This is a genomic window from Bradyrhizobium sp. SZCCHNGR1005, from assembly GCF_032489995.1.
Taxonomy (GTDB): domain Bacteria; phylum Pseudomonadota; class Alphaproteobacteria; order Rhizobiales; family Xanthobacteraceae; genus Bradyrhizobium.
On record NZ_JAUEZC010000002.1, the window covers coordinates 1,161,651 to 1,185,407 of the forward strand.

Sequence of the window (23,757 nt, forward strand, 5' to 3'; positions counted from 1 at the left end):
ATGGCAAAGAACGGAAAGAAGCAGGCCGCAAAGTCGGTTGAGACGCTCAAGCACGATGAAGCCAAGCGGAAGAACATTCCGACGGCGGAATACCAATCCGTGCTTGAAAAGGAGCAGCAAAACCCAAAGAAGGTGTTCTATCCTCGCAATCGCGACCTCGATCCGCAACTTGTCTGGCGCGGCAAGGACGAGCAGGACTGGAGCGATCTAGTCGTCCAGGCGCCCCCGCTCTACATCCAGGAAAAGGTGCACCCGAAGGCCCTGATCGATGACCTGCTCCGCGCTACCAAAGAGCGCGAGCATGAGAGCGGCGAGATGACACCGGATCTCTTCGCCGACTTCAACGGCATTCCTAAAGACGCTGACAAGACCGATTTCTACAAGCACGACCAAAACTGGTCCAACCGCATGATCCTCGGCGACTCGCTTCAGGTCATGGCTAGTCTTGCAGAGCGCGAAGGACTACGCGGCAAGGTACAGTGTATCTATTTTGATCCGCCTTATGGGATTAAGTTCAATAGCAACTTCCAATGGTCGACAACCAGCCGTGATGTGAAGGACGGCAAAGTCGATCAGATCACCCGTGAGCCAGAGCAGGTAAAAGCATTTCGAGACACCTGGCGCGACGGCATTCACAGCTATCTCACTTATCTACGCGACCGCCTAACGGTTGGGCGTGATCTTTTGACAGATTCCGGGTCAATATTCATACAGATCGGCGATGAAAACTTGCATCTCGTACGATCTTTGCTCGACGAGACTTTTGGGCCCGAAAACTTCGTTTCACTCGTCGCGTTTAAAAAGACCAGCAGCGCCTCGAGTGAGTTGCTCGCTGGCGTTTGCGATTATCTGTTGTGGTACGCGAAATCCAGACAGCAGATGAAGTATCGCGCGCTCTACCACGAAAAGTCAGCGGCAGGCCGTGGTGGAGACCAATACAATCTCGCGATGTTGCCGGATACAAGCGTAAGGCCCGCTCGGACGGCAGAAGCCTTAGCAGACATGCCCGAAGGTACACGACTATTTCGCCACAGCCCGCTCACGAGCCAACGACCGCCCGGCGATTTCCCCGTCCAGTTGAATGGCCGCACGTACAATCCGCGGACAGGATATTGGAAGACTGGCGAGCCGGGAATGCTCAAACTCAGCATGGCAAACCGTTTGATGGCATTCGGAAATACGTTGGAGTATGTACGGTATTTGAGCGACTTCCCTGCGATACCTATGACAAACGTCTGGGAAGACACGGTCACATCTGGTTTTGCTGACCCGAAGATTTATGTTGTTCAGACAAACGCGAAAATCGTTCAGCGCTGCATCTTAATGTGCAGCGATCCGGGCGATCTAGTACTTGATCCAACATGCGGATCGGGAACCACCGCGTTTGTCTCGGAGCAATGGGGGCGTCGCTGGATCACAATTGACACCTCGCGCGTCGCGTTGGCATTGGCTCGCGCTCGCATCATGGGCGCGCGGTATCCGTTTTATTTGCTTGCTGATACGCTTGAAGGACAAATCCGGGAAGGCGAGGTTACACGAACCGCTCCAAGCACCAAGCAGGTGCATGGCGACATCCGCCACGGTTTCGTCTATGAACGCGTGCCGCACATCACGCTGAAATCCATAGCAAACAATGCCGAAATCGACGTCATCTGGGAGCAATGGCAGGTGAAGCTGGAGGCTCTGCGAGAGGAGCTTAACGCTGCGCTCAAAAAGAACTGGCTAGAATGGGAGGTTCCGCGCGATAGCGAGGAGTCTTGGTCTGCCTCCGTGAAGAAACTGCACGCCGAATGGTGGGAAGCCCGCATTGCGCGACAGACAGAGATCGACGCCTCGATCGCCGCCAAGGCCGAGTTCGAATACCTCTACGACAAGCCCTACACCGACAACAAGAGAGTCCGTGTAGCGGGGCCCTTCACCGTGGAAAGCCTCAGCCCGCACCGCATCTTGGGCGTAGATGAGAACGACGATCTGATCGATGGCCTTGAGGATCATGGCGCCCAATACGGAGCCAAGAAGTCCTTCCCCGAAATGGTCCTCGAAAATCTCAAGATCGCCGGTGTCCAGCAGGCACACAAAGAGGATCGGATCACTTTCATATCGCTCTCGCCTTGGCCGGGCGATCTCGTCTGCGCCGAAGGGCGTTACATGGAAGGCGAAACCGAGCGACGAGCGGCGGTATTCATCGGCCCGGAGTTCGGCACCGTCCTTCGCGCCGATCTAGTCGCTGCCGCCCGCGAGGCCGGTGACGCTTCCTTCGACGTGCTGATCGCCTGCGCTTTCAATTATGAGGCCCACACCACAGAGTTCAACAAGCTCGGCCGCATTCCCGTGCTCAAGGCGCGCATGAACGCCGACCTGCATATGGCAGACGATCTCAAGACGACCTCAAAGGGCAACCTGTTCGTCATATTCGGCGAACCCGATATCGATCTTATTCACGAGAAGGACGGCCGCCTCCGCGTGAAGGTCAACGGGGTGGATGTGTTCAAGCCGCAAACCGGCGAGGTCATCAGCGACAACGCCGGCGGCATCGCTTGCTGGTTCATTGATACAGACTACAACGAGGAAAGTTTCTTCGTCCGCCACGCCTACTTTCTCGGCGCGAACGATCCCTATGGCGCGCTAAAGACCACGCTGAAAGCCGAAATCGATCCGGAAGCCTGGGCTACGTTGAACAGCGACTCATCGCGCCCGTTCGACCAACCCAAGAGCGGCCGAATTGCCGTCAAGGTCATCAACCACCTCGGAGACGAGGTGATGAAGGTCTTCAGGGGCTAGATCTGGCTTGATCCGATGCAGTATTCTGTTTGGGCAACCGCACATCTGGACAGTAAGAGCGAACAAAAATTGCGAGACTTCTTCACCAAGATCGTTGGCATTCCCAGCAGCTTGATGAAGCGAGAGCTGCACGTGACGGTCTACCATGCGAGACGCAACATGCGGAATCTAAGCAATACGACTGAAGCGGTGAGCTTTGCTATTCCCGGGTCGGAATTGCGCATGATGGCGATGGCACCCGGTGGTGAGAATCCGCGGGATGATGTAGATCCGTCGCGATGCATGATAGGCCTCCGCATCAGACGCGCCAACGGAGCTTCCGCGGCAATCGAAGGTTTAAGGGAACGCTTTTACTGCCACGAAACTATCGATGTGCTCGGAACGAGGAGGCCGAGTGATCACCGACGGAGTGCTTTTGGAGCACATCATTTTCAGCCTCACATCTCGGTCTTGAAGCCGGGTGCAATCGCAGACCCTAACCTCTCGGGACTTGGCAAGCTCTTGAGAGACAGCATCGACGAGATCAGTTTCGACCGCTTCTCCGTGAAATGTCGTGCGCGGTGAGAGGGGGCGTGATCATATTTCACGCATGGCGACGACAGATTCACAAGAGGGCGTCTGATGGGGCTTTCCAAAAACTTTGATGAGGCATTGGTCTATGCGGCCAACCTGCATCGCGATCAGATCAGAAAGGGAAGTGGAATCCCCTACATAGCCCACTTGATGGGCGTATCGAGTCGCGTGCTCTCCGCAGGAGGTAGCGAAGTTCAAGCAATCGGTGGCCTTCTGCACGATGCTGCAGAGGATCAAGGAGGTGAAGCAACGCTTGAAGTCATAAGAAAACGCTTCGGGCCGGATGTAGCCCGGATTGTAGCCGATTGCACCGATTCCTGGACCGAACCTAAGCCAGAGTGGCGCACGCGGAAGGAGGCTTACCTTTCGAAACTGCCGACCAAACCGACGACGTCGCTTTTGGTTTCGCTCGCCGACAAGGTCGACAACGCGGAAGCGATCCTCAGTGACTATCGCCAGATTGGTGACGGCGTCTGGCAGCGCTTCACCGGGGGAAAGGAAGGTACGATCTGGTATTACCGCACGCTCAGCGCAATCTTTGATCGAGCGCTGCCTATCCCTCTTGCGCGGGATCTCTCCCGCTTAGTCTCATCTTTTCGAGACGATAAAGAACGGCGACCAGAACTCATTTAACAGAACACCTCCTGATTCTTGCTGCTTGGGGTTGACAATGAAGATTACTCCGACGTCGCTTACATTGAATCAATTGTTCGGCTCCACGAACGAGCAGTATGTCATTCCCACATACCAGAGGAGATATTCATGGCATGAACGTCAGGTAGGGGAGCTTATGGACGACATCGCCGCAATCGAAAATGGCGACACTCATTTGCTTGGCAGCATCGTGTGCTTGGCCGGCCATCACAAAGCTGGCCTAAATCATCTGGAGCTGGTCGATGGGCAGCAACGACTCACTACCGTAAGCATTATCCTTGAGTGCATTCGAGAGCGGCTCGAAGCGGAGGGAACGTCGGACGAAACGTTTGAGATAGATCAACTCCTGAACGCAAAGCCGCTCAGTGGAAAAGCCGTAAAGAAAATTGCACTTGAATCGATTGATGCAGATGAATTTGCACAGCATCTGCTCCAAGGTGAAATAGCGGGCGTCAAGAATCAGAATTTGGCTAGCGCGTTTAGCTTTGTTCGTGAACGGGTAGCCGATGCCTCGTTGAAAGATGTCCGTGAGTTCCTTTACATGCTCCGCAATCAAGCGGTCATAATCAGGCTCGATGTTGGTAGCGCCAAAGACGCTTTCAAGCTGTTCGAGACGATCAACAATCGCGGCCTAAAACTAAGTCCGACGGATATCGTCAAGAACTTTCTACTTGGCAATGCGGCTAGGCTCGGATCGGATTCGCTCGAATTTGCCCGCAAACATTGGAGCAAGCTGCTAGTTAATCTGGATGGAACAAGCTCTGATGCGTTCTTTCGTTACTTCTTGATGGCCACTCTCCAGCGCAGAGTGATGACTTCGGAAGTCATCGCCGAGTTCAAGAGCCTCTTCATGAATCAGGTGAAGGAAGCAGAGACGCTTCCTGAGCACGGCTTTTACAACGATCCAGAGGATGACCAGGACGAAGATGCCGCGATAACTGATGCTGTTGTAGCCGAGGTCCCTGTCGCTCAATCGCCGGCTCTCAAGAAGGTTGGATTCAATGAGTTCGTATCGCGACTGACATTGTGTTCCGAGGTTTACAGCGACTTGATATTCGCTCGAACCAAGGACAATCGCATCGATCGCCATCTTCGCAATTTGCAGATGATCAAGGCGGTTCAAACGTACGGATTTTTAATGCACCTGCGCTCCAACGGCTGCAGTGATAAGGACTTCCGTGAAATATTGAAGCTTACGGAGAATTTCGTGCTCCGCCGGCACGTCTGTCGAGAGCGATCGAACGATACTGAAGCCCTGTTCGCGCGGCTTTGCGCGAATTCTCCGAAAAATCCTATTGAGTCAACCAAGGTTGCCTATCGTGAACTTTGTCCGACCGACGACAAATTCCGCGCCGAGTTTGCTGACGCCCATTTTTCGGCGAACCTAATAGATCGGGCGCGGTATTGCCTGGAAAAGATAGAAATTGCAAAACACGGCGAACATGACGAATTGCAGGTGCTGGGATCTGATGACGTTCACGTCGAACACATCATGCCGCAAAAAATTAGAACCAAGAAAGCAAAGGACGAATACGGCGATTGGGTTTCCTATCTGGGCAATAATGCTGAATCCGCGCATTCGAGGTACGTAGACCGGATCGGAAATCTTACGCTTTTTGCCGGCCCCCTCAACATAGGAGCCTCCAACAACCCCTTTGGGCGAAAGAAGACTGCTTATAAGGATTCCGCGATCAAGCTCACGCAAGACTTGGCGAAGCTGTCGAATTTCAAATTCAGCAATATCGATGCGCGATCGAAATCCTTGGCGGAAATCGCTGTATCACTCTGGCCTCGCCCATGACGGAGTTTCGGATCTCTGATACCTTCACTGACAGCCTCGCTCGACTGACAGGCGAGGAGCAGAAAGCTGTGAAGACAACAGCGTTCGATCTGCAGCTTAATCCAGCCAATCCGGGTATGAGCTTTCACAAGCTCGACAAGGCTAGGGACAAGAATTTCTGGTCTGTTCGGGTGAACAGCGACATCCGGCTGATCGTGCACAGGAGCAAAGACAGCCTCCTGCTCTGCTATGTCGACCATCACGACAGGGCCTATGACTGGGCCGAGCGGCGCAAGCTGGAAACTCACCCGAAGACTGGGGCGGCGCAGCTGGTCGAAATCCGCGAGACGGTGAAGGAGGTCCTCGTCCCCATCTATGTGCAGGCCGAGCTGCCCCCGGCTCAGCGAGCCGCGACGACCAAGCCCATCCTGTTCGCCGGCGTCTCGGACGACGAACTGCTAGGCTTCGGCGTGCCACCAGAGTGGCTTGCAGACGTGAGAGTTGCGACCGAGGATACACTTCTGGTGCTGACTGACCATCTGCCGGCGGAGGCATCCGAGGCCCTGCTGGAGCTGGCCACTGGCGGGAGACCTGGGAGACCAACACCAGACGTTATGTTTTCGGACTTCGCCGAGTTCATCTCAAGTGATTCTCCGGCAGCATCTGCTGTTGTATCCGATGATATAAACGCTGGGGCGGATCTCCACCGTCTCACAAAGCAGCTCGAAGATTTGCTCGCGACGTCGCCTCCGAGCGCCTTCGATCACCCAGACGCAAAGCGTCGGTTCAGGACGATCCGCGATGCCGATGAGCTCCGCGCCGCCCTCGATGCTCCCTGGGACAAATGGACGGTTTTTCTGCATCCGGACCAGCGCGACCTGGTCGAGCGCGATTATGCCGGACCGGCCCGGGTGTCCGGCTCGGCGGGCACCGGAAAGACCATCGTAGCCTTGCACCGGGCTGTGCATCTGGCGCGATCTCATCCGCAGTCGCGCGTGCTGCTGACCACGTTTTCGGACACCCTCGCCAACGCCCTCCAGGCCAAACTCCGGCGGCTGCTCGGCAGCGAGCCGCGTTTGGGGGAGCGGATCGACGTCCATTCGCTCAACGGCATCGGGCTTCGGCTCTACCGGTCGCACGTCGGTCCGGCTGCCATTGCAGAGACGGCTGTCGTCCGCGAGTTGATCAAGACAGAAGCCGACAGGGCTGGCGCCCACAAATTCAGCCTGCGCTTCCTGGTCACCGAATGGGACGAGATCGTCGACGCTTGGCAGCTCGGCTCATGGGAGGCCTATCGCGACGTGGCGCGCCTGGGACGCAAGACCCGTCTGTCGGAGGCACAGCGTCGGCAGCTTTGGTCGATCTTCGAGCGTGTCCAGCATGAGCTTCGATCGAAAAGCTTGATCACGTGGCCTGAACTCTTCACCACGCTGGCCGGTGTGATTTCCCGTGACCAACGGATTGTGTTCGATTTTGCCGTCGTCGACGAAGCACAGGACGTCAGCCCGGCTCATTTGAAATTCGTGGCAGCGCTTGGTGCCGGCCGCCCCAATGCGTTGTTCTTCGCGGGCGACCTGGGCCAGCGCATCTTCCAGCAGCCGTTCTCCTGGAAGTCAGTCGGGGTCGACATTAGAGGCCGCTCACGAACGCTGCGGGTCAACTATCGGACGTCGCACCAAATCCGCAGCCAGGCCGACCGTCTGCTCGGACCCACCGTGGCGGACGTCGACGGCAACAGTGAACGGCGGGACGATGCCATCTCCGTCTTCAACGGCCCGGAGCCGACCATCATGGCTCTCCCGGACGACGCCGGAGAATGCGCGGCCGTGGCGCAATGGATCACAGACCAGGCCGCCGGCGGGGTGCTGCCCCATGAATTCGGCGTCTTCGTTCGTTCCGAGGCCCAACTCGACCGTGCACAAGCCGCGGTCGAGAAAGCAGGCCTTCCCTTCCGGGTGCTCGACGATCGCGTCGAAACGGCCACCGGACAGGTCTCGATTGCGACAATGCACCTGGCGAAGGGTCTGGAGTTTCGTGTCGTTGTGGTGATGGCCTGCGACGACGAGGTCATTCCGCTCCAGGAGCGCATCGAGAACGTAGGGGACGAGGCCGACCTGCAGGAGGTCTATGAGACTGAGCGGCACCTTCTCTATGTCGCCTGCACCCGCGCCCGCGATCACCTGCTCGTCTGCGGCGTGACGCCGGTCTCCGAGTTCCTAGACGACTTCGACGTGGTCTAAGGTAGCAGCAATCGACGGCTCGATCAGCGCGCCTCTGCGCGGGACTCGCAGTCGCCCGCGATATTCGTCGGTATTACTCCAGCATCGTCACTAGGTTCGCTCTCATGGCCTCGAAAGCCGATCAAGGCGGGACGTAGCGGGGCGATCTCGTACGGCTGCTCTGATCATCCGCACGTCCATCGCTGATACGGCCGGACAGGCAAATATTTGACAACGTTCCTGGTTTGTGCTACGGAACGTTACATCGCTACACATTCGCTGAGGAAGGCCCCGCCACAAGTGGGGCTTTTTTCGTCACCCCGTCCGCGCCTGGGCAATCCCGCCTGGGCGTTTTTCGTTTTGGAGGAACCATGAGCCGTCTCTTTTACGATCCCGACACGGCACGACCCTACGTCGGGTTCAGGCTGTCGGCGCACCAACTGGCGGCGCTGGATGAAGCGCGCCTGAACCTACGTCAGGGCCGGTCGGAGTTCGTGAGGCAGGCCTTAGAGCAGCGTCTACAAAGACTACAGACCACCGCAAGTGACTACTAACGAGAAAGCCCACGGCGTTGGCGCGCCATGGGCTTCAAATCTCATCTATCCTTATGTTCAACCTTCTAGATCGAACGAATATAACTATGCCAGAAAATCGCGAAAAGCACAACAGCAAAAGCAAATTCTACGTCTCGCCCACCGCGCGGTTAGACATGATTTTTGCTTTGACAAAGGCACAAGCGAAAGAGGAGGCCAAAGGAAAAAAGCACAGGAAGCTCTTGGAGCAAGTAGACCTGCTCGTCATGGTGGCTCTGATCGGCCATCGCAATAACCGGACCGGGCGGTGCGACCCCTCCTTTGCAACGATTGCCGCTGAGATCGGGGTCTCCATTTCCACCGTCCAGCGGTCCTTCAAACGGCTCAAAGCCGCCGGCTTCGTGAAGGTGCACGCCAAATATTCAGGGAAACTTCGCGAAAGCAGTCAGGTCGATATTCAGTTCCAGAAAGGTGAGCAGTGGCTCCCTAAGCACTGCGTCGCTCGGTCATCGGTGACCGAGCGCTCGGTCACTGGTGACCAGGTGACTGGTCATGGGTGCGATCGCCGTTCGGTCACCGATGACCTGTTAGACCGGTCGCTGATGACCGACGAACACGGTGAACTGGAACACAGTAAAGAACACAGTGAATCAAACACTGCCCCGAACGCCTCGCGTAGGGGTGTGCCGGCCGGTTTAGGTTCGGAATCTCAGGTCAGAGAGCCGCAACCAAAGGCGGGCAACGATAACCTGAGGCTCGACCAGACTGCGCAATCTGCCAGCCGGAAGACGGCGCAATGGCCGACCGACTACAAGGAACAGTTCTGGGACGCGGTTCCCATCAAGGTTGGGAAGGACGCAGCGTTCTCTGAGCTTGAGCGCATCGAGCGATCTGACGCAGTCGAGTTCAAGGACGTTGTCAATGGAATGCGGCGGTATGCTCAAAGTCCAGGTGTCCGCAGAAACGTGAGGGACCCCGACCGTTGTCAGTTCGTCAGCCATCCAGCAACCTGGCTCTCAAAACGGCGCTGGACGGATGAGCATGACTTGCCGGGCGAGACGACGGAGGAGCGGCACCGTCGGGTTATGGCGCGCCGGACTGTAGCTATCTGAACGGCAGCCGGTCTCCACGGACCTTTCGTATTCGGAAGCCGGTCAGCCCGGCCCCTGCGGGCCTCACCGGTGCGTTCTATGCGACCTCACGGCCCAACCCGCCGGCCAACTCGTCCAAGGCGCTCCAGAGCCAGCATTCAGGCTCTGGAGCACGGACAGACGACGGTCGAAGCGTACTAGCGCCGGTTTCGACCGAACTAAGTCAACTCAGGTTGAGTCCCCACCAGTAGCTAACTAAACCTCGGTTGCGGCCCTGCCGTTCGCTCGATTCCGATCGCATAAAAAGGGCCATTTGATTTTCGCGTCTCGATGCCGGCCGTTTGCACGCCCTTGACGCAAGGCCGTATATTTGGTAGTATTACAGATAGATTGCTACAAGTTCACGATGAATAATGGCCGCCTCTTATAGGCGGCCATTTCCATTTCTGCAACCGTCACTTCAGCCCGCCGGGTCAACCGAGCGGGCTTTTCGATTCATGGAGTCCCCGCATGGCCACTATCAAGTTCGATCCATCTGACCTCGTCGCCAGCCCGATGGAGAACGTCAGTCTTGTAATTCCGAAGCTACTGCTGGAACAAATCGACCGAGCAGCCGCGCAAGACGACCCATCGAGCCCGAACCGCAGTTCGTGGATGCGGCGCGCCTTGATCGACCGTTTGAAGCGGGAGGCCAGCCGATGACCGATCTGGAGTCGCTGGTAGTCGAGGCTGCCAAGAAACAGGGCTATGGCGCTACCGCAGACGCGATCCGTCAGGCTGCCGTCGATCTTGCCGGGGCTGTCTTAACGCCTCAGGGCCTGATCATGGTGCCCGGCAAAGGCGCGCTTGCACCGGCCGACTATGCCCGTGCGCTGCTAGAAGCGATGCCGACCGCTTTCAAGCCCCTCGATGCACGCCAGCCCGACGATCGACCATCCGGCAATGTGACCATGACTGAACAGATGCGGTCTGCCGTGACTGCGTCTCGCAGGCAGGCCTTGCCGGGTGACTTCAACGCGGTCCGCGAGCGCTATGCCGCCGGCACCGTTACCCGGGCTCACATGGATGCAGTTGCGGCAAGCCGCCGCCAAGGAAAATGACATGACGAATTACACATTCCGCCGGCCACGGTCGGTTCATGCTACTGCCGACCTGATCGAAAGCGTCCCGTCCGATGTTCGGGCAGAGCGTGCCAGAGCCATCCAGGATTTTGAATGGCGTCGCGCCCTTGAGGCAGCCCGACAGGAAGTTGAAGCCGCTCGCGTGGCGCTGAACCGGGTCCGGGACGCCGCCGCAGAGGAAGCCGCGCTGGATGCCGCACTGACGAAGCTGGCAGAGATCGAAAGAGAGGGGAAGGCGCTACAGTAGTAGCGCCCCCACTATGCGATTAGCCGTCTAGTACTTCGACCAGTGGAGGCGCGACGGTTTGAGAAACGCTGGATCGCTCGCCCGGTCGCGTCGGCTCTCACCGTTGCGCTTCCTGCCCTGCTTCCCCCAACGCACGATAGACCGACGCACGACCGATCTTGAGCTGTTTCGCAATCGCTGCAGGACCCACCCCGGCCGCCTTCAGCTCTCGGACCTTCGCCACGTCGATAGAGGGCTTACGACCCTTGTAGACGTTGTTCGCCTTGGCCTTGGCGATACCCTCCAATTGACGTTCCTTCCGGAGGTTCGTTTCGAACTCCGCGAACACCCCAAGCATGTCAAGGAAGGCCTTGCCGGCTGCCGTGCTGGTGTCGATCGGCTGCTCGGTGGCCTTCAGGGCTGCGCCCTTCGCCTTGATCTCGCGGACGATGTCTTGCAGGTCGCCAATCGACCGCGCGAGCCGATCAACGCGGGTGACGACTAGCACGTCCCCCTTGCGCATGAAGTCCAGGACGGTCCGAAGCTCCTCGCGGCCCGCAGTGGTGGTACCGGACCGCTTCTCCGTTCTGATGATGTCGCAACCAGCAGACCGGAGAGCGGCTTCCTGGATCGTCAGGTCCTGGTCGGTGGTGCTGACGCGAGCGTATCCGATAACGGTCATGGCGAGGGCTCCTGTCTCGTTTGGCTTTAGACCATGAGACAATGGCGTCTCAGATATCCGGAGTCAACCCTATTGAGACATAATTTTCGTCTCACCGCGTCGTCTCGCTACCGTATACCCTAAAGAAACGGTCCGGGACGACGGGACTTGCCAGCCGGCAAGGGCCGCGCGCGGGATCGGTGGCCAGCCCGGCTTGCACGACCGGCCACCTGCCCATGGGCTTCAGAGTGTGCAGGCGAACGCCTCTGCTTGGTCTAACGTGGCCTCATATGGATGATGCCAGCATCCTTCCCGGACGACGTTGTTGTGGTCCAGGACCATGTAGCCCGGCCCATATTCTTGGCGCAGCCAAGATCGTGACGGTGTCTTGGCCAAGCTATAACCGCGCTTGGAGAGGCGGCGGCGGAGTCGATCTTCACGGATTTTGACTGTGGTCATGGCAAAGGGAGTCCTGGTTAAGGATACCCAACCCTTGCCATGATCCGGACGGGTCGATCTGTTGGGAAGATGATCGAGGCCGGGGGCGCGAAAACCCAATGGTCTACATTGTAGCGTGATCTACATCGCGACGCAACTTCCTGGCTGCATAGACGAGCTACACCGCTGCTGTTTGTCCAAACGGTTTCCCAGCACTGGAATCGACGGGACGAGCCGAGACTTTTATGGCGACATGCCGCCGGCATCGGGAAACAAGCGCCGACTAGCCACCGACAAAAGGACCTTGTTTCCGACCCCACCGGCCGAACTCAAAGTACCCCCCTTTGACAGATCGCGTTTTTGATAGCGCATCCCAAAAGGCCAATTTCGCGTCCTGTGAGTTGGACGTGCCAACACCAAGCAAGAAAACACATGGCAGAAAACCTCGATATCCAGGCCCGCCTGACGGCCGTCAATGAAATGTCACCGGTCCTCAAGCGAGTGATCGCGGACTTTAAGCAGTTTGAAAACATCGCTAAGCGGATCAACAATCATCTATCTGTAGTGGGACGCGCCGGCCTGTCGTCGATGGACGGCTTCAACCGAGCAGCGCAGGCAGCGGCGCAACAAATGCGAGGTCTCGCGAACAACGGGAAGTCCGCGGCCCGCTCCATGTCTGACGACTGGCGCAAGGCGGCGGATCAGCGTGTCAGCGATACACGCCGCATGTTTCAGTCTCTTGAGCGGATGGAAGCCAGCTATCTGCGTCAAGTCGAGCGTCGCGCTGCTGCAGAGCGCAGAGCCGAACGATCGGCTGGACGTGGTGGCGATGGCCGATTTGGATATGGTGATGTTCGCCGCATTCCCGGACCGACTGCCCGCCAACTCGCGATCGGTGGCGTAGCCACGGCAGGCGGCATCGGAGCGGCCCTTAAGCGCCGTATGCAATCCGACCTGAGCGAGGTGAAGGCCTCCATTTTCGGTGATCTTAGCCGCGATGAGATCAAGAGCGAGCGAAAGGACTGGATCGACAAGTCTTCTATCAAGTTCGGCGAGTCCGCCAGCAAGATCATCGACAGCTTCACCGAGTCGCTGAAAGCGGGATTCGGTAGGGGGGCTGCTCGCCAGATCACGCAGGGCGCGCTAGAGGCGACGTCTGCGCTTGAGTTAGACGTCAACCAACTGATCAAGCTCAGCGGCAAGGTGGCCACCATCTTCGGCGGAGATGTCAGGAAGGTCGATCCGAACCGCGTGCTGGCGATGATGAACGCGATCGGCGTAGCAGCCGCAGAGACGGCCGCTGATCCTGATGAGGTAATTCAGGGCTTCAAGAAGGGCAACGCTGCGCTTTCGATGAGCAAGCTCAACGAACGTGACCTTGCAACGCTCCTGTCCGTCGCCGTCTCTAGCGGTGTGCAGCCGGGAAAAGCGGGCAACGCGGTCAGCAACCTGATTTCCACGCTGGTCGGCGGCAGCAGCGCGAGAGGTCAGAAGGCAAAGGATCTAGATCAGGCAGCGAGACTGCTAGGGCTTGGCAGCAAGTCTGCAATGTCGAACCGCGCGGCCGACGATCCCATGAATCTTCTGATCGACATGTTCACGCGCATGAAGTCGCTTTCCGACCAGAAAAGAACCCAAGTTGCCCGGCTGCTTGGAGGCGAGTCTTGGGACGATGAAATCTTGCAGATCGGGAACGCCGTCGATCAGATCATCTCAACCCGGAAAGCCGTCCAGCAGAAGGCAGACAAGATCGCAGAAGCATCGAAGCTCAAAACCAACTCGCTACAAGGTCGGTGGAACAGCATCGTCCAGGGCTTTGCTCTCGCATTTGAGCACATCGGCGGCGGCTTCACCGATGCGTTTGAAGAGATAAGCGAATGGCTTCGTGACTTCAGCAACGCATTCAACTACAGCCGTTTGACCGAGAACGTCCGGAACTTCGTTGCTGGCATCCGGACCGGATTCGGATACGGCTCTTGGAAACGACTTCTCGATGATGCTTTCGGTGGCTCGTCGGGAGGCGATGCCAAGAAATACGGCGAGATAGGCCGGGGGAGTGCTGAAGGCATCAAGGCGGTCTGGTCCACGATAAGAGCCGTGTTCACGGAAATCGCGAAATTTTCCGGCGTCAACGTCGGTGACACGAAGGCAATGGCGAAGTTCGCGACAGAACTACTCGGCTTCACGTTGGTGCTTCGCTTCCTCGCGCCGCTCGTTACGGTGCTCGGAGCCGTTACGGCGTTCCTATGGCGCATCGGCAAGTGGGTCGAATGGATCGCCAGCTTGATTCCTGGTAAGGAATTCATCAAGAAAGCAGCTCCAAAGGTGGCCGGACGTGTAGCGGCCCCATTGACCGGGTGGCTCGGCATGCTGCTCTACGGCGATGGCAGGCCGGATAGCAGCCCCGAAGATTTCAAGGCGCTGCAAGAGGAGTTCAAAAAGGAACGAGAGAAGCGCCTCAAGAAAGAGCAGGGTCAAGGCAAGGATGGCGCACCTACGGACTTCTCCGGTCGCCGCAGAACGTCCTCTGCCGTCGATGAGCTGAAGGATGAGCTCGCAAAATATGGTGCCATCGTCGAGCAATCTTCATTCATCGCTGGTGGTTCTGGTGGATCGCCTGTTCAAATCCGGCCGACGCTTGGTAGCGCCCGCCCGACCGCTCTGTTTAAGAGCACGCCCGTCAGCATCCTTCCGAACTTTGGTGTTGGGTCCAGTGGCATTATCCGCCGCGATCGGATGCCTTCGTTCTCCGGAATGGGTGGCAGCATGGCGAGTGGCCTGAACAGGTCGGCATTCGCATGGGTGTTCGCTGGCACTGCGATGGCAGACAAGTACGATCAGGTCGTATCCGCAGCGAAGGCGAACGGCATCAGTCCTGCGCTCTTGGCGGGCATCATGGCGCATGAGACTGGTCAGGGTAAGAACCTGAACTGGAACAACCCCGGTGGTCTCATGATGTCGGCCGGCAAGATGCGGTTCGGTAGCCTCGATGCCGGTATTGAGAGGACGGCTTCGGTTGTCGCCAAAAACTGGTCCAGGGCTGGTGGCGATCTCGGTCGTTTGGGCCACATCTACGCGCCGATTGGAGCCGCGAACGATCCGAATGGACTGAATAAGCATTGGGTCGGCGGTGTGGGCAAATTCATGAGGCGGATGGCTGAAGGCCAGTCTGGTAGCTCCAACATCGCGCCCGGCGCTTCGGCCGGCTTGGCTGAGAAGCTCGGCATTAAAGGTGCAGCCAACTTCATGCACGGTCAGTATGGCGGTATTGGCGAAAACCAAGTCTCAATCGCCACTGCCACCGGCAAGAGGTTCACAGTCAACGCCGCTGCGGCGGAGTCCTTCAAAGGTTTCGTCGATGAACTCGAATCCTCGGGCTACAAGATTAAGTCGCTAGGAGGATACAGTCCCCGCAAGAAGAAGGGCGCATCCGGTTGGTCTCAGCATGCCTACGGTAACGCGATCGATATCAACCCGGCGGCGAACCCGCAATACGGCGGCACTGACATGCCGGCGAACGTCAGCGACATGGCTGCTAAGCACGGCCTGTCGTGGGGAGGGGACTGGTCGCGACGCTACCGTGATCCGATGCACTTCGAATGGATGGGAAAAAAGCCTTGGTTGGACAAGATTCCGATACCGGCCGACACGGTGAAGAACGTACCTCCAGCAACGACGTCTGGAGTAGGTGCAGGGGATGCTCGCTCGGTGCCCGGAAATGTCGCGATTCACATTAACGGTGGTTCGCATGATCCGGAAGCTCTGGCGACCCTGGTACAGCGACGCATCGATGAGTCGATGAACTGGCGTGCTCACGACAGTGAGACTGAATACACCTGAAGGCAGTGGCTTTCGCACTCGCAATAGGCGGCCGCGTTACGTGATCCACGATAATGCAAATTGATATGCAAATGGGGATTCACGACAATCAGGTGGTCGGCCGTCCGGTCTGCCGAACCTCACGTTGGGCAGACCATGAGCGGCAGCAATTCATAGGCGCTCGAATTGACAAAGAAGCCAGACCAGACTGACGCGATCGACCTGCGTAACGTCGATTCGACGACTCCGCTGAGGCTAGATGTCGCTGCAAGCCTAGCTTTTCCAGACGGCTCCATGACGCTCTCTGGCCTGCGCTGCGAGATAACCCGCGGGCGCCTTGGCTATGAACTGATCGCGGGAAAGTACTACACAACACTGGGGGACATCGAGAATATGCGGCGGCTCTGCCGTATACAGACGGCAGGGCCTAATTCATTCGGAAATCAAGGTATAAAGCCCATCGGCTCACCTTTCGGATCGGTCTCTCCTTTTGGGAGGGCGCACGGAGCAAGATCAAGGGCATCGTTGCGGGCAAAGATTAGACAATGTCTGTGTAACGAAGTGGGCAGCTCAGCCACTTTGCCGACTGTTCACGGAGAGCGGCGCTCCAGGGATATCGATGAGATTCCAATTGCTGACGTGCTGGCCGTCTACCTGGAGGATCAGTGCGATCCGAAATGTTCTCAGACCGTGCTGACCATAAAGATGCGCGCTCTGATACAACACATCAGCCGTCTCAATGACTATTGGGGCGATTTAACCCTGGCTGGAATCAACACACCGGCCGCAAAGGCTTATGTCAAGCACCGGATCTATGAAGGCGGCGGAGAAGGTGGCGCCCGCCGCGACCTTGAGGTTATGCGGGCTGCCATCAATCATCATTCGAGAGAAAATCTCCATTACGGTAACGTAAGTTTATGGCTTCCCGATCGCGGTGAACCACGAGACCGATGGCTGACCCGCTCCGAGGTGGCTCGCATGATCTGGGCGGCCTATCGGTACCGCGAGGTTCAAACCATTCATGTCGGCCGTAGGAAAGGACAGAAGGTCGTGACCGAGCGGCGGCCCCTCCGTCACGTGGCTCGTTTTCTCCTCCTCGGCTGCTATACCGGCAGCCGTGCGGGTACAATCGCCTCAGCTTCTCATCGACAAGTCCCGGGACATTCGTTCGTGGATTTGGAGCGCGGCATTCTCTATCGAAAGGCGATCGGCAAGAAGGCGACCAAGAAGCGTCAAACCACGGCTCCCATACCGCCACGCCTGCTGGCGCATCTTCGACGATGGGTGCGCACGGGTATTGCAAGCGAGCGCTTCGTCGAATTCAACGGACGTCCCATCGCTTCGATCAAGAAGGCTTTCCGAAAGGTTGTTGATCTGGCGAGGATCGATACATCAATCGGTCCCGTCGTGCCGCATACATTGCGTCACACCGCAGCGACCTGGTTGATGCTGAACGGCACCAGCATCTGGGACGCAGCTGGCTATCTTGGGATGACCGTAGAGGTGCTAGAGCGAGTCTACGGCCATCACCATCCCGACTACCAAGCGAGCGCCGCAGCACGAATTGCGCGTAGACCTCCGACATCGACTCGGCAGAGTCGGAGTCCCGATTTGCCTCGTCCCGAACCGGCGGATTGACTCATTCATGCGGTGGCTTTGATCTTCGGAAGCGCTGCTATCACCCGAGCCATGGCCATGACAGAGATGTCGCCGTAATCCTCGCCAGAAGTGCGGGCCGCATGGCCCTGGATTGCATCGACGACCCGGTGATCAAGCCCAAGGTTGCGACTGATCGTCTTAAATCTGTGCCTCCAAGCGTGGTTTGGCTGAACCCGTTCGTCTTTCACGATGGTCCGGACGAAGTCGAGGACACGCTTATAGCTGCCTTTTGCGAACAGTGGCCCATCGCTGGAGCTTTTGACGAAGCTGAGGAAGCCCAAGTCGATTAGGTGCTTATGCAGAGGCACGAGCCTGTACGTTCCAGACTTGATGCTGCCTGCAAGCGGATTGAGGTCGAAAACGTGGTGTCCGGCATCCGTTCGAACGTCTTCTTTGCGGAGCTGCAGCGCCTCGCTGATCCGACAACCGGTATAGGCAGCTATCAGCGGAGCCCAGCGCTTGGCAGCAGCCGTCTGCGCGTCTTCTTTCGGCTTTGGAACGTATGCAAGACAGGCATTGACTACCGCGCTTGCCTCATCATCTGTAAAGCCTTTCGGGCGGGTGAGGACCTTTTTCTCTGCCTTGACCTTGATCGCGCTTGCGGGATTCTTCGCGAGCTTCCGATTGTCGACGGCCCAGCCGAACACGGACTTGATCCCCGGCAGATCACCATCTTTGAGCGTCTTAGCGGAGACCACCTTTAGGCGAGCGTCCTTGAAATCCAGCATGTCCTGCTCGGTGACGCGACCAGCATCATCGTGCCCGAGCTTCTTGATCAAGCGGTCAATTGCTCCTTTGTAAGTTTCGTAGGTCTGCTGACTGCGGCCTGTCCTCTTTGCTTCTGTCCACCATGAGTCGAGGAGCCCCGTAATCGTCTGCTTCGGCTTCAGCGCTGCGACTGTTTCGATGGGCGGAAATCGCTGCGCTTTCGCATCGGGCGAATAATCTCCAGTCGCGTTGCGCTTGAGATTGTAGCCGGCATCGAGAGAAGCGGTGCCGATCAGCTGCAGGAAACGACGGCGATCGGCAGGCGCTAGGTTAATGCGCTGGCGGATCAGGACCCAATCTCCGAGCAGCCCAAATCGCGCTTCCAGGGCGTCATGATGGCCGGCGGGAAGGGCGTTGACGGCCTCTGTGAGATCGCCAGAGCCAAAAAGCTCAATTGCCTTGGCGGCATCGTCAAGCGTAAGCGTCGCTTCCGGAGGGTTCTGTATGCGCCCTTCAAGTGATGCCCGGTGCAGGGCTTTGTGATAGGCCCAAGCTGACGGCTCGCCCGGATTGTCGCCGTGAATCTCGTTGTAGATCTGGTAAGCCGTCCCGCTCAATGCGACCATCTCTTTGAACGAGAGAGCGATCGGCGCTGACTCGGTCAGTTCAAAGAGCCGGCTTAAGTGATCGAGAGCATTCGCTTGCCGCGCTGCTGCAACGATGCGGTCGCTGGTCTCAAGGGAGAAAGCGACATCGCTCCCGATGGTCGGGACCTTGATAAATGGCGGATCGTTTTTGCTCGCCAGATTGAGCAGCACACGCTTGCCGCGTAGCCGATCAACGACCTTCGCAGGGACGCGAACTCGGAATTGAGGAACGTTGGAACGGGCTCTTTTAGCCATCGAAAACTTCAAGGAAACCATTGGTCTGCGTGGCACTTTCGTGTGGCACCCAGGACCGAAAAGTCAATAAAATCAATGGCTGCAATGGCATAGATGGTGCTGCCGGACAGGATTGAACTGTCGACCTCTCCCTTACCAAGGGAGTGCTCTACCACTGAGCTACGGCAGCAGACGGGACATCGCGGGAATCGGCCCTCGAGGGCCGCGACCAAGCGCGGGCGGTTCTTGCCACAAGGTCTCCCCAGGTGCAAGCGCGGCGGCAGGGTGTCGAGGCCAAGAATGGGCCGACGGCGCACCAAATCGGTGAGAATCCTCGCCATTATGCACAAATGCCTGGGCCCGGGCTTGATCCAGGCCGGCGGGCGTCCGGTTGCGAGGCGGGACGGGGGGCTGCCTGTCTGCCGCAACCTCCCCATTAGGGCAGGAGACGCTGGCCGCGGTGGAACTTACCTGTGCCGGCGCTTGCGGGCCTGGTCTTTGCTTGGCGCTTGCTCGGCTCTTCCTTGGCTTTTGACCGCGTGGCCCCAATTGTGCCTTGAAACGACGTGACGGGACGCTACCTGACGGTGCTTTACTTGACGGGACTTGGGCATGACGGACCAGAAGCAGAGTGGGGCAATTCCCGTGACAAGTCCGGTGAAGGGATCGCGGCAGGAGCGGTTGAAGCGGGCGCTGCGCGAGAATCTCAAGCGGCGCAAGGCGCAGACGCGCGAGCGCAAGCCCGACGACGCGGCGCCTGCGAGCCTTCATGACGCTGGATCGGATGATGCCACCGATCGCGGGCCGGACGGGTCCGCGGGCGGCGTGTGAACTCAGTGACGAAAAGGGGGAGAGCGATGACTGCGGAAAACGAATGGGACAGCGCCGCGGCGGGGCGTGCCGATCTCGCCAAGACAATGCCCCGCTTCGACCAGACCTTTCCGGAGCTGACGGCGCAGGAAATCGAACGGCTGCGCGGCTTCGGCGAGGTCAGGCGCTATCGTGACGGCGAGCAGCTGTTCGCGACCGGCAAGCCGGGGCCCGGCATGTTCGTGATCCTGTCCGGGCATGTCGCGATCACCCAGCGCGACGGCCTCGGCCGAATCACGCCGGTGATCGATCAGGGGCCGGGCCAGTTCCTGGGCGAGATCGCCCAGCTCTCCGGCCGCGCCGCGTTGGTCGATGGCCATGCCGAGGGCGACGTCGAGGTGATTCTGATCCCCCTGGAGCGGTTGCGTGCGCTCTTGATAGCCGAGGCCGAGCTTGGCGAGCGCATCATGCGCGCGCTGATCCTGCGCCGGGTCAATCTGATCCAGGGTGGCGCGGGCGGGCCGGTGATGATCGGGCCGCCGCAATCGGCGGCAACGGCGCGGCTGCAGAGCTTTCTCACTCGCAACGGCTTTCCGCATCATCTGCTCGATCCCGCCAGCGATCACGACGCCGCCGACCTGATCGCGCGCTATTCGCCGCGTCCGTCCGATCTGCCGCTGGTGGTGGTTGCCGACGGCAGCGTGCTGCGCAATCCGAGCGAGACCGAGCTGGCGCGAGCCATCGGCATGATCGGCGGGCCGCGCGGCGAAAAGGTCTACGATGTCGCGATCGTCGGCTGCGGGCCGGCGGGGCTCGCCACCGCGGTGTATGGCGCCTCTGAAGGCCTGTCGGTCGCCGTGCTGGATTCCCGCGCGTTCGGCGGCCAGGCCGGCGCCAGCGCGCGAATCGAGAACTATTTCGGCTTCCCGACCGGCATCACCGGGCTGGCGCTGACGGCGCGCGCCTTCAACCAGGCGCAGAAGTTCGGGGCCGAGATCATGATCCCGGTCTCGGTGACCTCGCTCGATTGCCAGCGCCAGAACGGCGCCTTCGTGCTCTCGCTCGATTGCGGCGACGAGGTGCGGGCGCGCTCGGTCGTGGTGGCGAGCGGGGCGCGCTACCGGCGGCCCGACATCGATCGCCTGAAGGAGTTCGAGGGCCGCGGCGTCTGGTATTGGGCCTCGCCGATCGAGGCGCGGCTGTGCTCGGGCCAGGAGGTCGCTCTCGTCGGCGCCGGCAATTCGGCGGGGCAGGCCGCCGTGTTCCTGTCCGGCCACGTCAACAAGGTGCGGATGATCATCCGTGGCGGCGGGCTCGCCGCCAGCATGTCGCGCTATCTGATCGAGCGCATCGAGGCGACGCCGAACATCGAGCTGATGTTCAACACCGAGATCGTGGCGCTCGATGGCGGCGCCGACACCGGGCTGGAGCGCATCACCTGGAAGAGCCGGCTGTCCGCCGAGCAGACCACGGCCGACATCCGCAACCTCTTTCTGTTCGTCGGTGCCGATCCCGCCACCGGCTGGCTCGACGGCTGCGGCGTCACGCTGGATCGCGGCGGCTTCATCGTGACCGGCGCACAGTCGGAGCAGAATGCCGGACGCCTGGTGTCGTCCTTGGAGACCTCGGTTCCCGGGGTCTATGCGGTGGGGGACGTGAGGTCGGGGTCCGTCAAGCGCGTCGGCGGTGCGATCGGCGAGGGCGCGCAGGTTGTGGCGGCATTGCACGGGTTTCTCGCCGACAAGCTGACGCCGCCGGTCTGACGAGGAGGGGCTTACGAGGAGGGCTTATTTGTTGCACCGCTGTGGAACCTTCGCGGGTTCCGTGTGGCAATACCCATTTTCGCCATATCGATCCTGGCATTGTGGCGGGCTCGTCACGGGGGAGGAGCCTGCGCCATGATGCTCGGATTGAGCCTGTCCGCGTTCACCACGCTTCACGTCATCATCAGCCTGATCGCGATCGTGACGGGTCTTGCGGTCATGTTCGGCATGCTCGGCTCGCGCCCGCTGCCGGCGCTGACCGCGACCTTTCTGTTGTTTACGATTCTGACCAGCGTCACCGGCTTCATGTTTCCGTTCACCGGGCTCTTGCTGTCGCACATCTTCGGCATCGTCTCGCTGGTGCTGCTCGCAGCCGCCTGCATCGCGCTCTATGGGATGAAGCTGAAGGGCCTGTGGCGGCCGATCTATCTCGTGACCGCGTTGCTCGCGCTCTATCTCAACGTGGTGGTGCTGGCGGTGCAGGGGTTCCTGAAAGTTCCCGCGCTGCATGCGCTCGCGCCCGGCAATCCGCCGGATGGCACCATCTTCCTGATCGTGCAGGGGGCGTTGCTGCTGTTTTTCGCCGGCCTGGTCGCGGGCATCCTGTTGCGCTTCCGGCCGAGGCCGCTCGTTGCCTAGCCGAGGAGCACGTTCCCCGGCCATTGCGAACTCATGAAATCGCCGTAATGTCGCGACTCTTGCCGGAACCCTCCCTTTCCTCCCGGCAGTCTCAGCAGGATCAGTATGGATCGCATTCGCATCATCGGCGGCAACCCGCTCAATGGCACCATCCCGATTTCGGGGGCGAAGAACGCCGCACTGCCGTTGATGATCGCGGCTCTTTTGACCCCGGAGACGCTGATCCTGGACAATGTCCCGCGGCTCGCCGACGTCGCGCAGCTGCAGCGCATCCTCGGCAACCACGGCGTCGACATCACCGCAGTGGGCAAGCGGCACGGCGATGGCGAGTATCAGGGCCAGACCTTGCAGATCTCGGCCGGAGAGATCATCGACACCACCGCGCCTTACGAATTGGTCTCGCGGATGCGGGCGAGCTTCTGGGTGATCGCCCCGCTGGTGGCCCGCATGCATGAGGCGCGGGTGTCCTTGCCCGGCGGTTGCGCCATCGGGACCCGGCCGGTGGATCTTTTGATCATGGCGCTGGAAAAGCTCGGCGCTCAGATCGAGATCGACGGCGGCTACGCGGTCGCCAAGGCGCCCGGCGGCCTGCGCGGTGCCGAGATCGCATTCCCGAAGGTCACGGTGGGCGGCACCCATGTGGCGGTGATGGCAGCGGCCCTCGCCAGGGGGACGACCGTCATCAGCAATGCCGCCTGCGAGCCGGAGATCAAGGATCTTGCGGACTGTCTGAACAAGATGGGCGCGCGGATCGAAGGCGCCGGCACGCCGCGCATCGCGGTCGAGGGCGTCGAGGCGCTGCACGGCACCCGGCACAGTGTGCTGCCCGACCGGATCGAGGCCGGCACCTATGCGATCGCGACCGCCATGACCGGCGGCGATGTCCAGCTCGCCGGCGCCAGACCCGAATTGCTGCAGTCCGCGCTCGACGTGCTGGCGGAGGCCGGCGCCGAGATCACGGTCAACCGTGAAGGCATCCGCGTCACCCGCAACGGCGGCGGCATCCGGCCCGTTCAGGTGACGACCGCGCCGTTCCCGGGCTTTCCGACGGACCTGCAGGCCCAACTGATGGCCTTGATGGTGCGGGCGCAGGGGGCCTCGGCAATCACCGAGACCATCTTCGAAAACCGCTTCATGCACGTGCAGGAGCTCGCCCGCTTCGGCGCCAAGATCAGCCTCGACGGCGAGACTGCCCGGATCGAGGGGATTTCGACCCTGCGCGGGGCGCCGGTGATGGCGACCGATCTGCGGGCCTCCGTATCTCTTGTGATTGCGGGACTTGCGGCGGAAGGCGAAACCATGGTCAATCGTGTCTACCATCTCGATCGCGGCTTCGAGCGGCTCGAAGAGAAGCTGCAGGCCTGCGGAGCGGCGATCGAGCGCATCCGCGACTGACGAATG

At 59.4% G+C, this 23,757-nt stretch carries 18 protein-coding genes and 1 tRNA gene; 16 read left to right on the forward strand and 3 right to left on the reverse strand.

Features of this window, described 5'->3' with window-relative positions; all coding sequences use genetic code 11:
* From QXZ85_RS11465 to QXZ85_RS11505, 10 genes are all read left to right on the forward strand, one after another.
* Entirely contained in the window at window positions 1-2,781 is a 2,781-nt protein-coding gene (locus tag QXZ85_RS11465; protein WP_316174109.1) for a site-specific DNA-methyltransferase, read from the forward strand.
* Between the two features lie 15 nt (window positions 2,782-2,796).
* The gene (locus QXZ85_RS11470) at window positions 2,797-3,345 is read left to right on the forward strand and encodes a hypothetical protein (RefSeq protein ID WP_316174111.1); all 549 of its coding nucleotides are present in this window, start codon (window positions 2,797-2,799) and stop codon (window positions 3,343-3,345) included.
* A 57-nt stretch (window positions 3,346-3,402) separates the two neighbouring features.
* Window positions 3,403-3,987 (forward strand): HD domain-containing protein, encoded by a 585-nt coding sequence (locus QXZ85_RS11475; protein ID WP_316174113.1) that lies wholly within the window; start codon window positions 3,403-3,405, stop codon window positions 3,985-3,987.
* A 37-nt stretch (window positions 3,988-4,024) separates the two neighbouring features.
* Window positions 4,025-5,809 (forward strand): DUF262 domain-containing protein, encoded by a 1,785-nt coding sequence (locus QXZ85_RS11480; protein ID WP_316174115.1) that lies wholly within the window; start codon window positions 4,025-4,027, stop codon window positions 5,807-5,809.
* Window positions 5,806-8,028, forward strand: a complete 2,223-nt coding sequence (locus tag QXZ85_RS11485) for a 3'-5' exonuclease (RefSeq protein WP_316174117.1) — start codon at window positions 5,806-5,808, stop codon at window positions 8,026-8,028. The genes QXZ85_RS11480 and QXZ85_RS11485 overlap by 4 nt, the downstream gene beginning before the upstream one ends.
* Window positions 8,029-8,378: 350 nt before the next feature.
* Complete coding sequence (locus QXZ85_RS33750) at window positions 8,379-8,561, forward strand: ribbon-helix-helix protein, CopG family (protein WP_410052716.1); 183 nt, start codon at window positions 8,379-8,381, stop codon at window positions 8,559-8,561.
* A gap of 86 nt (window positions 8,562-8,647) precedes the next feature.
* Window positions 8,648-9,652, forward strand: coding sequence for a helix-turn-helix domain-containing protein (locus QXZ85_RS11490; RefSeq protein WP_316174119.1), 1,005 nt, complete (start codon window positions 8,648-8,650; stop codon window positions 9,650-9,652).
* 489 nt (window positions 9,653-10,141) lie between these two features.
* The gene (locus QXZ85_RS11495; RefSeq protein ID WP_315722369.1) at window positions 10,142-10,333 is read left to right on the forward strand and encodes a hypothetical protein; all 192 of its coding nucleotides are present in this window, start codon (window positions 10,142-10,144) and stop codon (window positions 10,331-10,333) included.
* On the forward strand, window positions 10,330-10,731 hold the full coding sequence (locus QXZ85_RS11500) for a hypothetical protein (RefSeq protein ID WP_316174121.1): 402 nt from the start codon (window positions 10,330-10,332) through the stop codon (window positions 10,729-10,731). Before QXZ85_RS11495 ends, QXZ85_RS11500 begins: the two co-directional genes overlap by 4 nt.
* A gap of 1 nt (window position 10,732) precedes the next feature.
* Window positions 10,733-10,999, forward strand: a complete 267-nt coding sequence (locus QXZ85_RS11505; protein ID WP_316174123.1) for a hypothetical protein — start codon at window positions 10,733-10,735, stop codon at window positions 10,997-10,999.
* Window positions 11,000-11,096: 97 nt separating this feature from the next.
* Here QXZ85_RS11505 and QXZ85_RS11510 read toward each other — a convergent pair whose 3' ends face one another.
* A complete protein-coding gene (locus QXZ85_RS11510; protein ID WP_316174125.1) occupies window positions 11,097-11,660 on the reverse strand; it encodes a recombinase family protein in 564 nt (187 codons plus the stop codon).
* An 849-nt stretch (window positions 11,661-12,509) separates the two neighbouring features.
* Here QXZ85_RS11510 and QXZ85_RS11515 point away from each other — a divergent pair.
* Together QXZ85_RS11515 and QXZ85_RS11520 are read left to right on the forward strand one after the other, a co-directional pair.
* Window positions 12,510-15,917 (forward strand): M15 family metallopeptidase, encoded by a 3,408-nt coding sequence (locus QXZ85_RS11515; RefSeq protein ID WP_316174127.1) that lies wholly within the window; start codon window positions 12,510-12,512, stop codon window positions 15,915-15,917.
* Between the two features lie 618 nt (window positions 15,918-16,535).
* Window positions 16,536-17,534, forward strand: a complete 999-nt coding sequence (locus tag QXZ85_RS11520) for a site-specific integrase (RefSeq protein WP_316174130.1) — start codon at window positions 16,536-16,538, stop codon at window positions 17,532-17,534.
* A gap of 5 nt (window positions 17,535-17,539) precedes the next feature.
* On the opposite strand, the gene QXZ85_RS11525 is transcribed toward QXZ85_RS11520, so the two are convergent.
* Together QXZ85_RS11525 and QXZ85_RS11530 are read right to left on the reverse strand one after the other, a co-directional pair.
* Window positions 17,540-19,186, reverse strand: a complete 1,647-nt coding sequence (locus QXZ85_RS11525; protein WP_316174132.1) for a tyrosine-type recombinase/integrase — start codon at window positions 19,184-19,186, stop codon at window positions 17,540-17,542.
* Window positions 19,187-19,259: 73 nt separating this feature from the next.
* A tRNA-Thr gene (locus QXZ85_RS11530) sits at window positions 19,260-19,334 on the reverse strand.
* A gap of 422 nt (window positions 19,335-19,756) precedes the next feature.
* Here QXZ85_RS11530 and QXZ85_RS11535 point away from each other — a divergent pair.
* The 4 genes from QXZ85_RS11535 (at window position 19,757) to murA (ending at window position 23,751) form a co-directional block, all read left to right on the forward strand.
* The gene (locus QXZ85_RS11535) at window positions 19,757-19,975 is read left to right on the forward strand and encodes a hypothetical protein (RefSeq protein WP_315701747.1); all 219 of its coding nucleotides are present in this window, start codon (window positions 19,757-19,759) and stop codon (window positions 19,973-19,975) included.
* Window positions 19,976-20,001: 26 nt separating this feature from the next.
* Complete coding sequence (locus QXZ85_RS11540) at window positions 20,002-21,717, forward strand: FAD-dependent oxidoreductase (protein ID WP_315767548.1); 1,716 nt, start codon at window positions 20,002-20,004, stop codon at window positions 21,715-21,717.
* Window positions 21,718-21,852: 135 nt separating this feature from the next.
* On the forward strand, window positions 21,853-22,356 hold the full coding sequence (locus QXZ85_RS11545) for a hypothetical protein (RefSeq protein WP_315730166.1): 504 nt from the start codon (window positions 21,853-21,855) through the stop codon (window positions 22,354-22,356).
* 105 nt (window positions 22,357-22,461) lie between these two features.
* Window positions 22,462-23,751 carry a UDP-N-acetylglucosamine 1-carboxyvinyltransferase gene (gene murA / locus QXZ85_RS11550; RefSeq protein ID WP_315730165.1) on the forward strand — a complete coding sequence of 430 codons (1,290 nt, stop codon included), beginning with the start codon at window positions 22,462-22,464 and terminating at the stop codon, window positions 23,749-23,751.
* The last annotated feature ends 6 nt before the right edge of the window (window positions 23,752-23,757 follow it).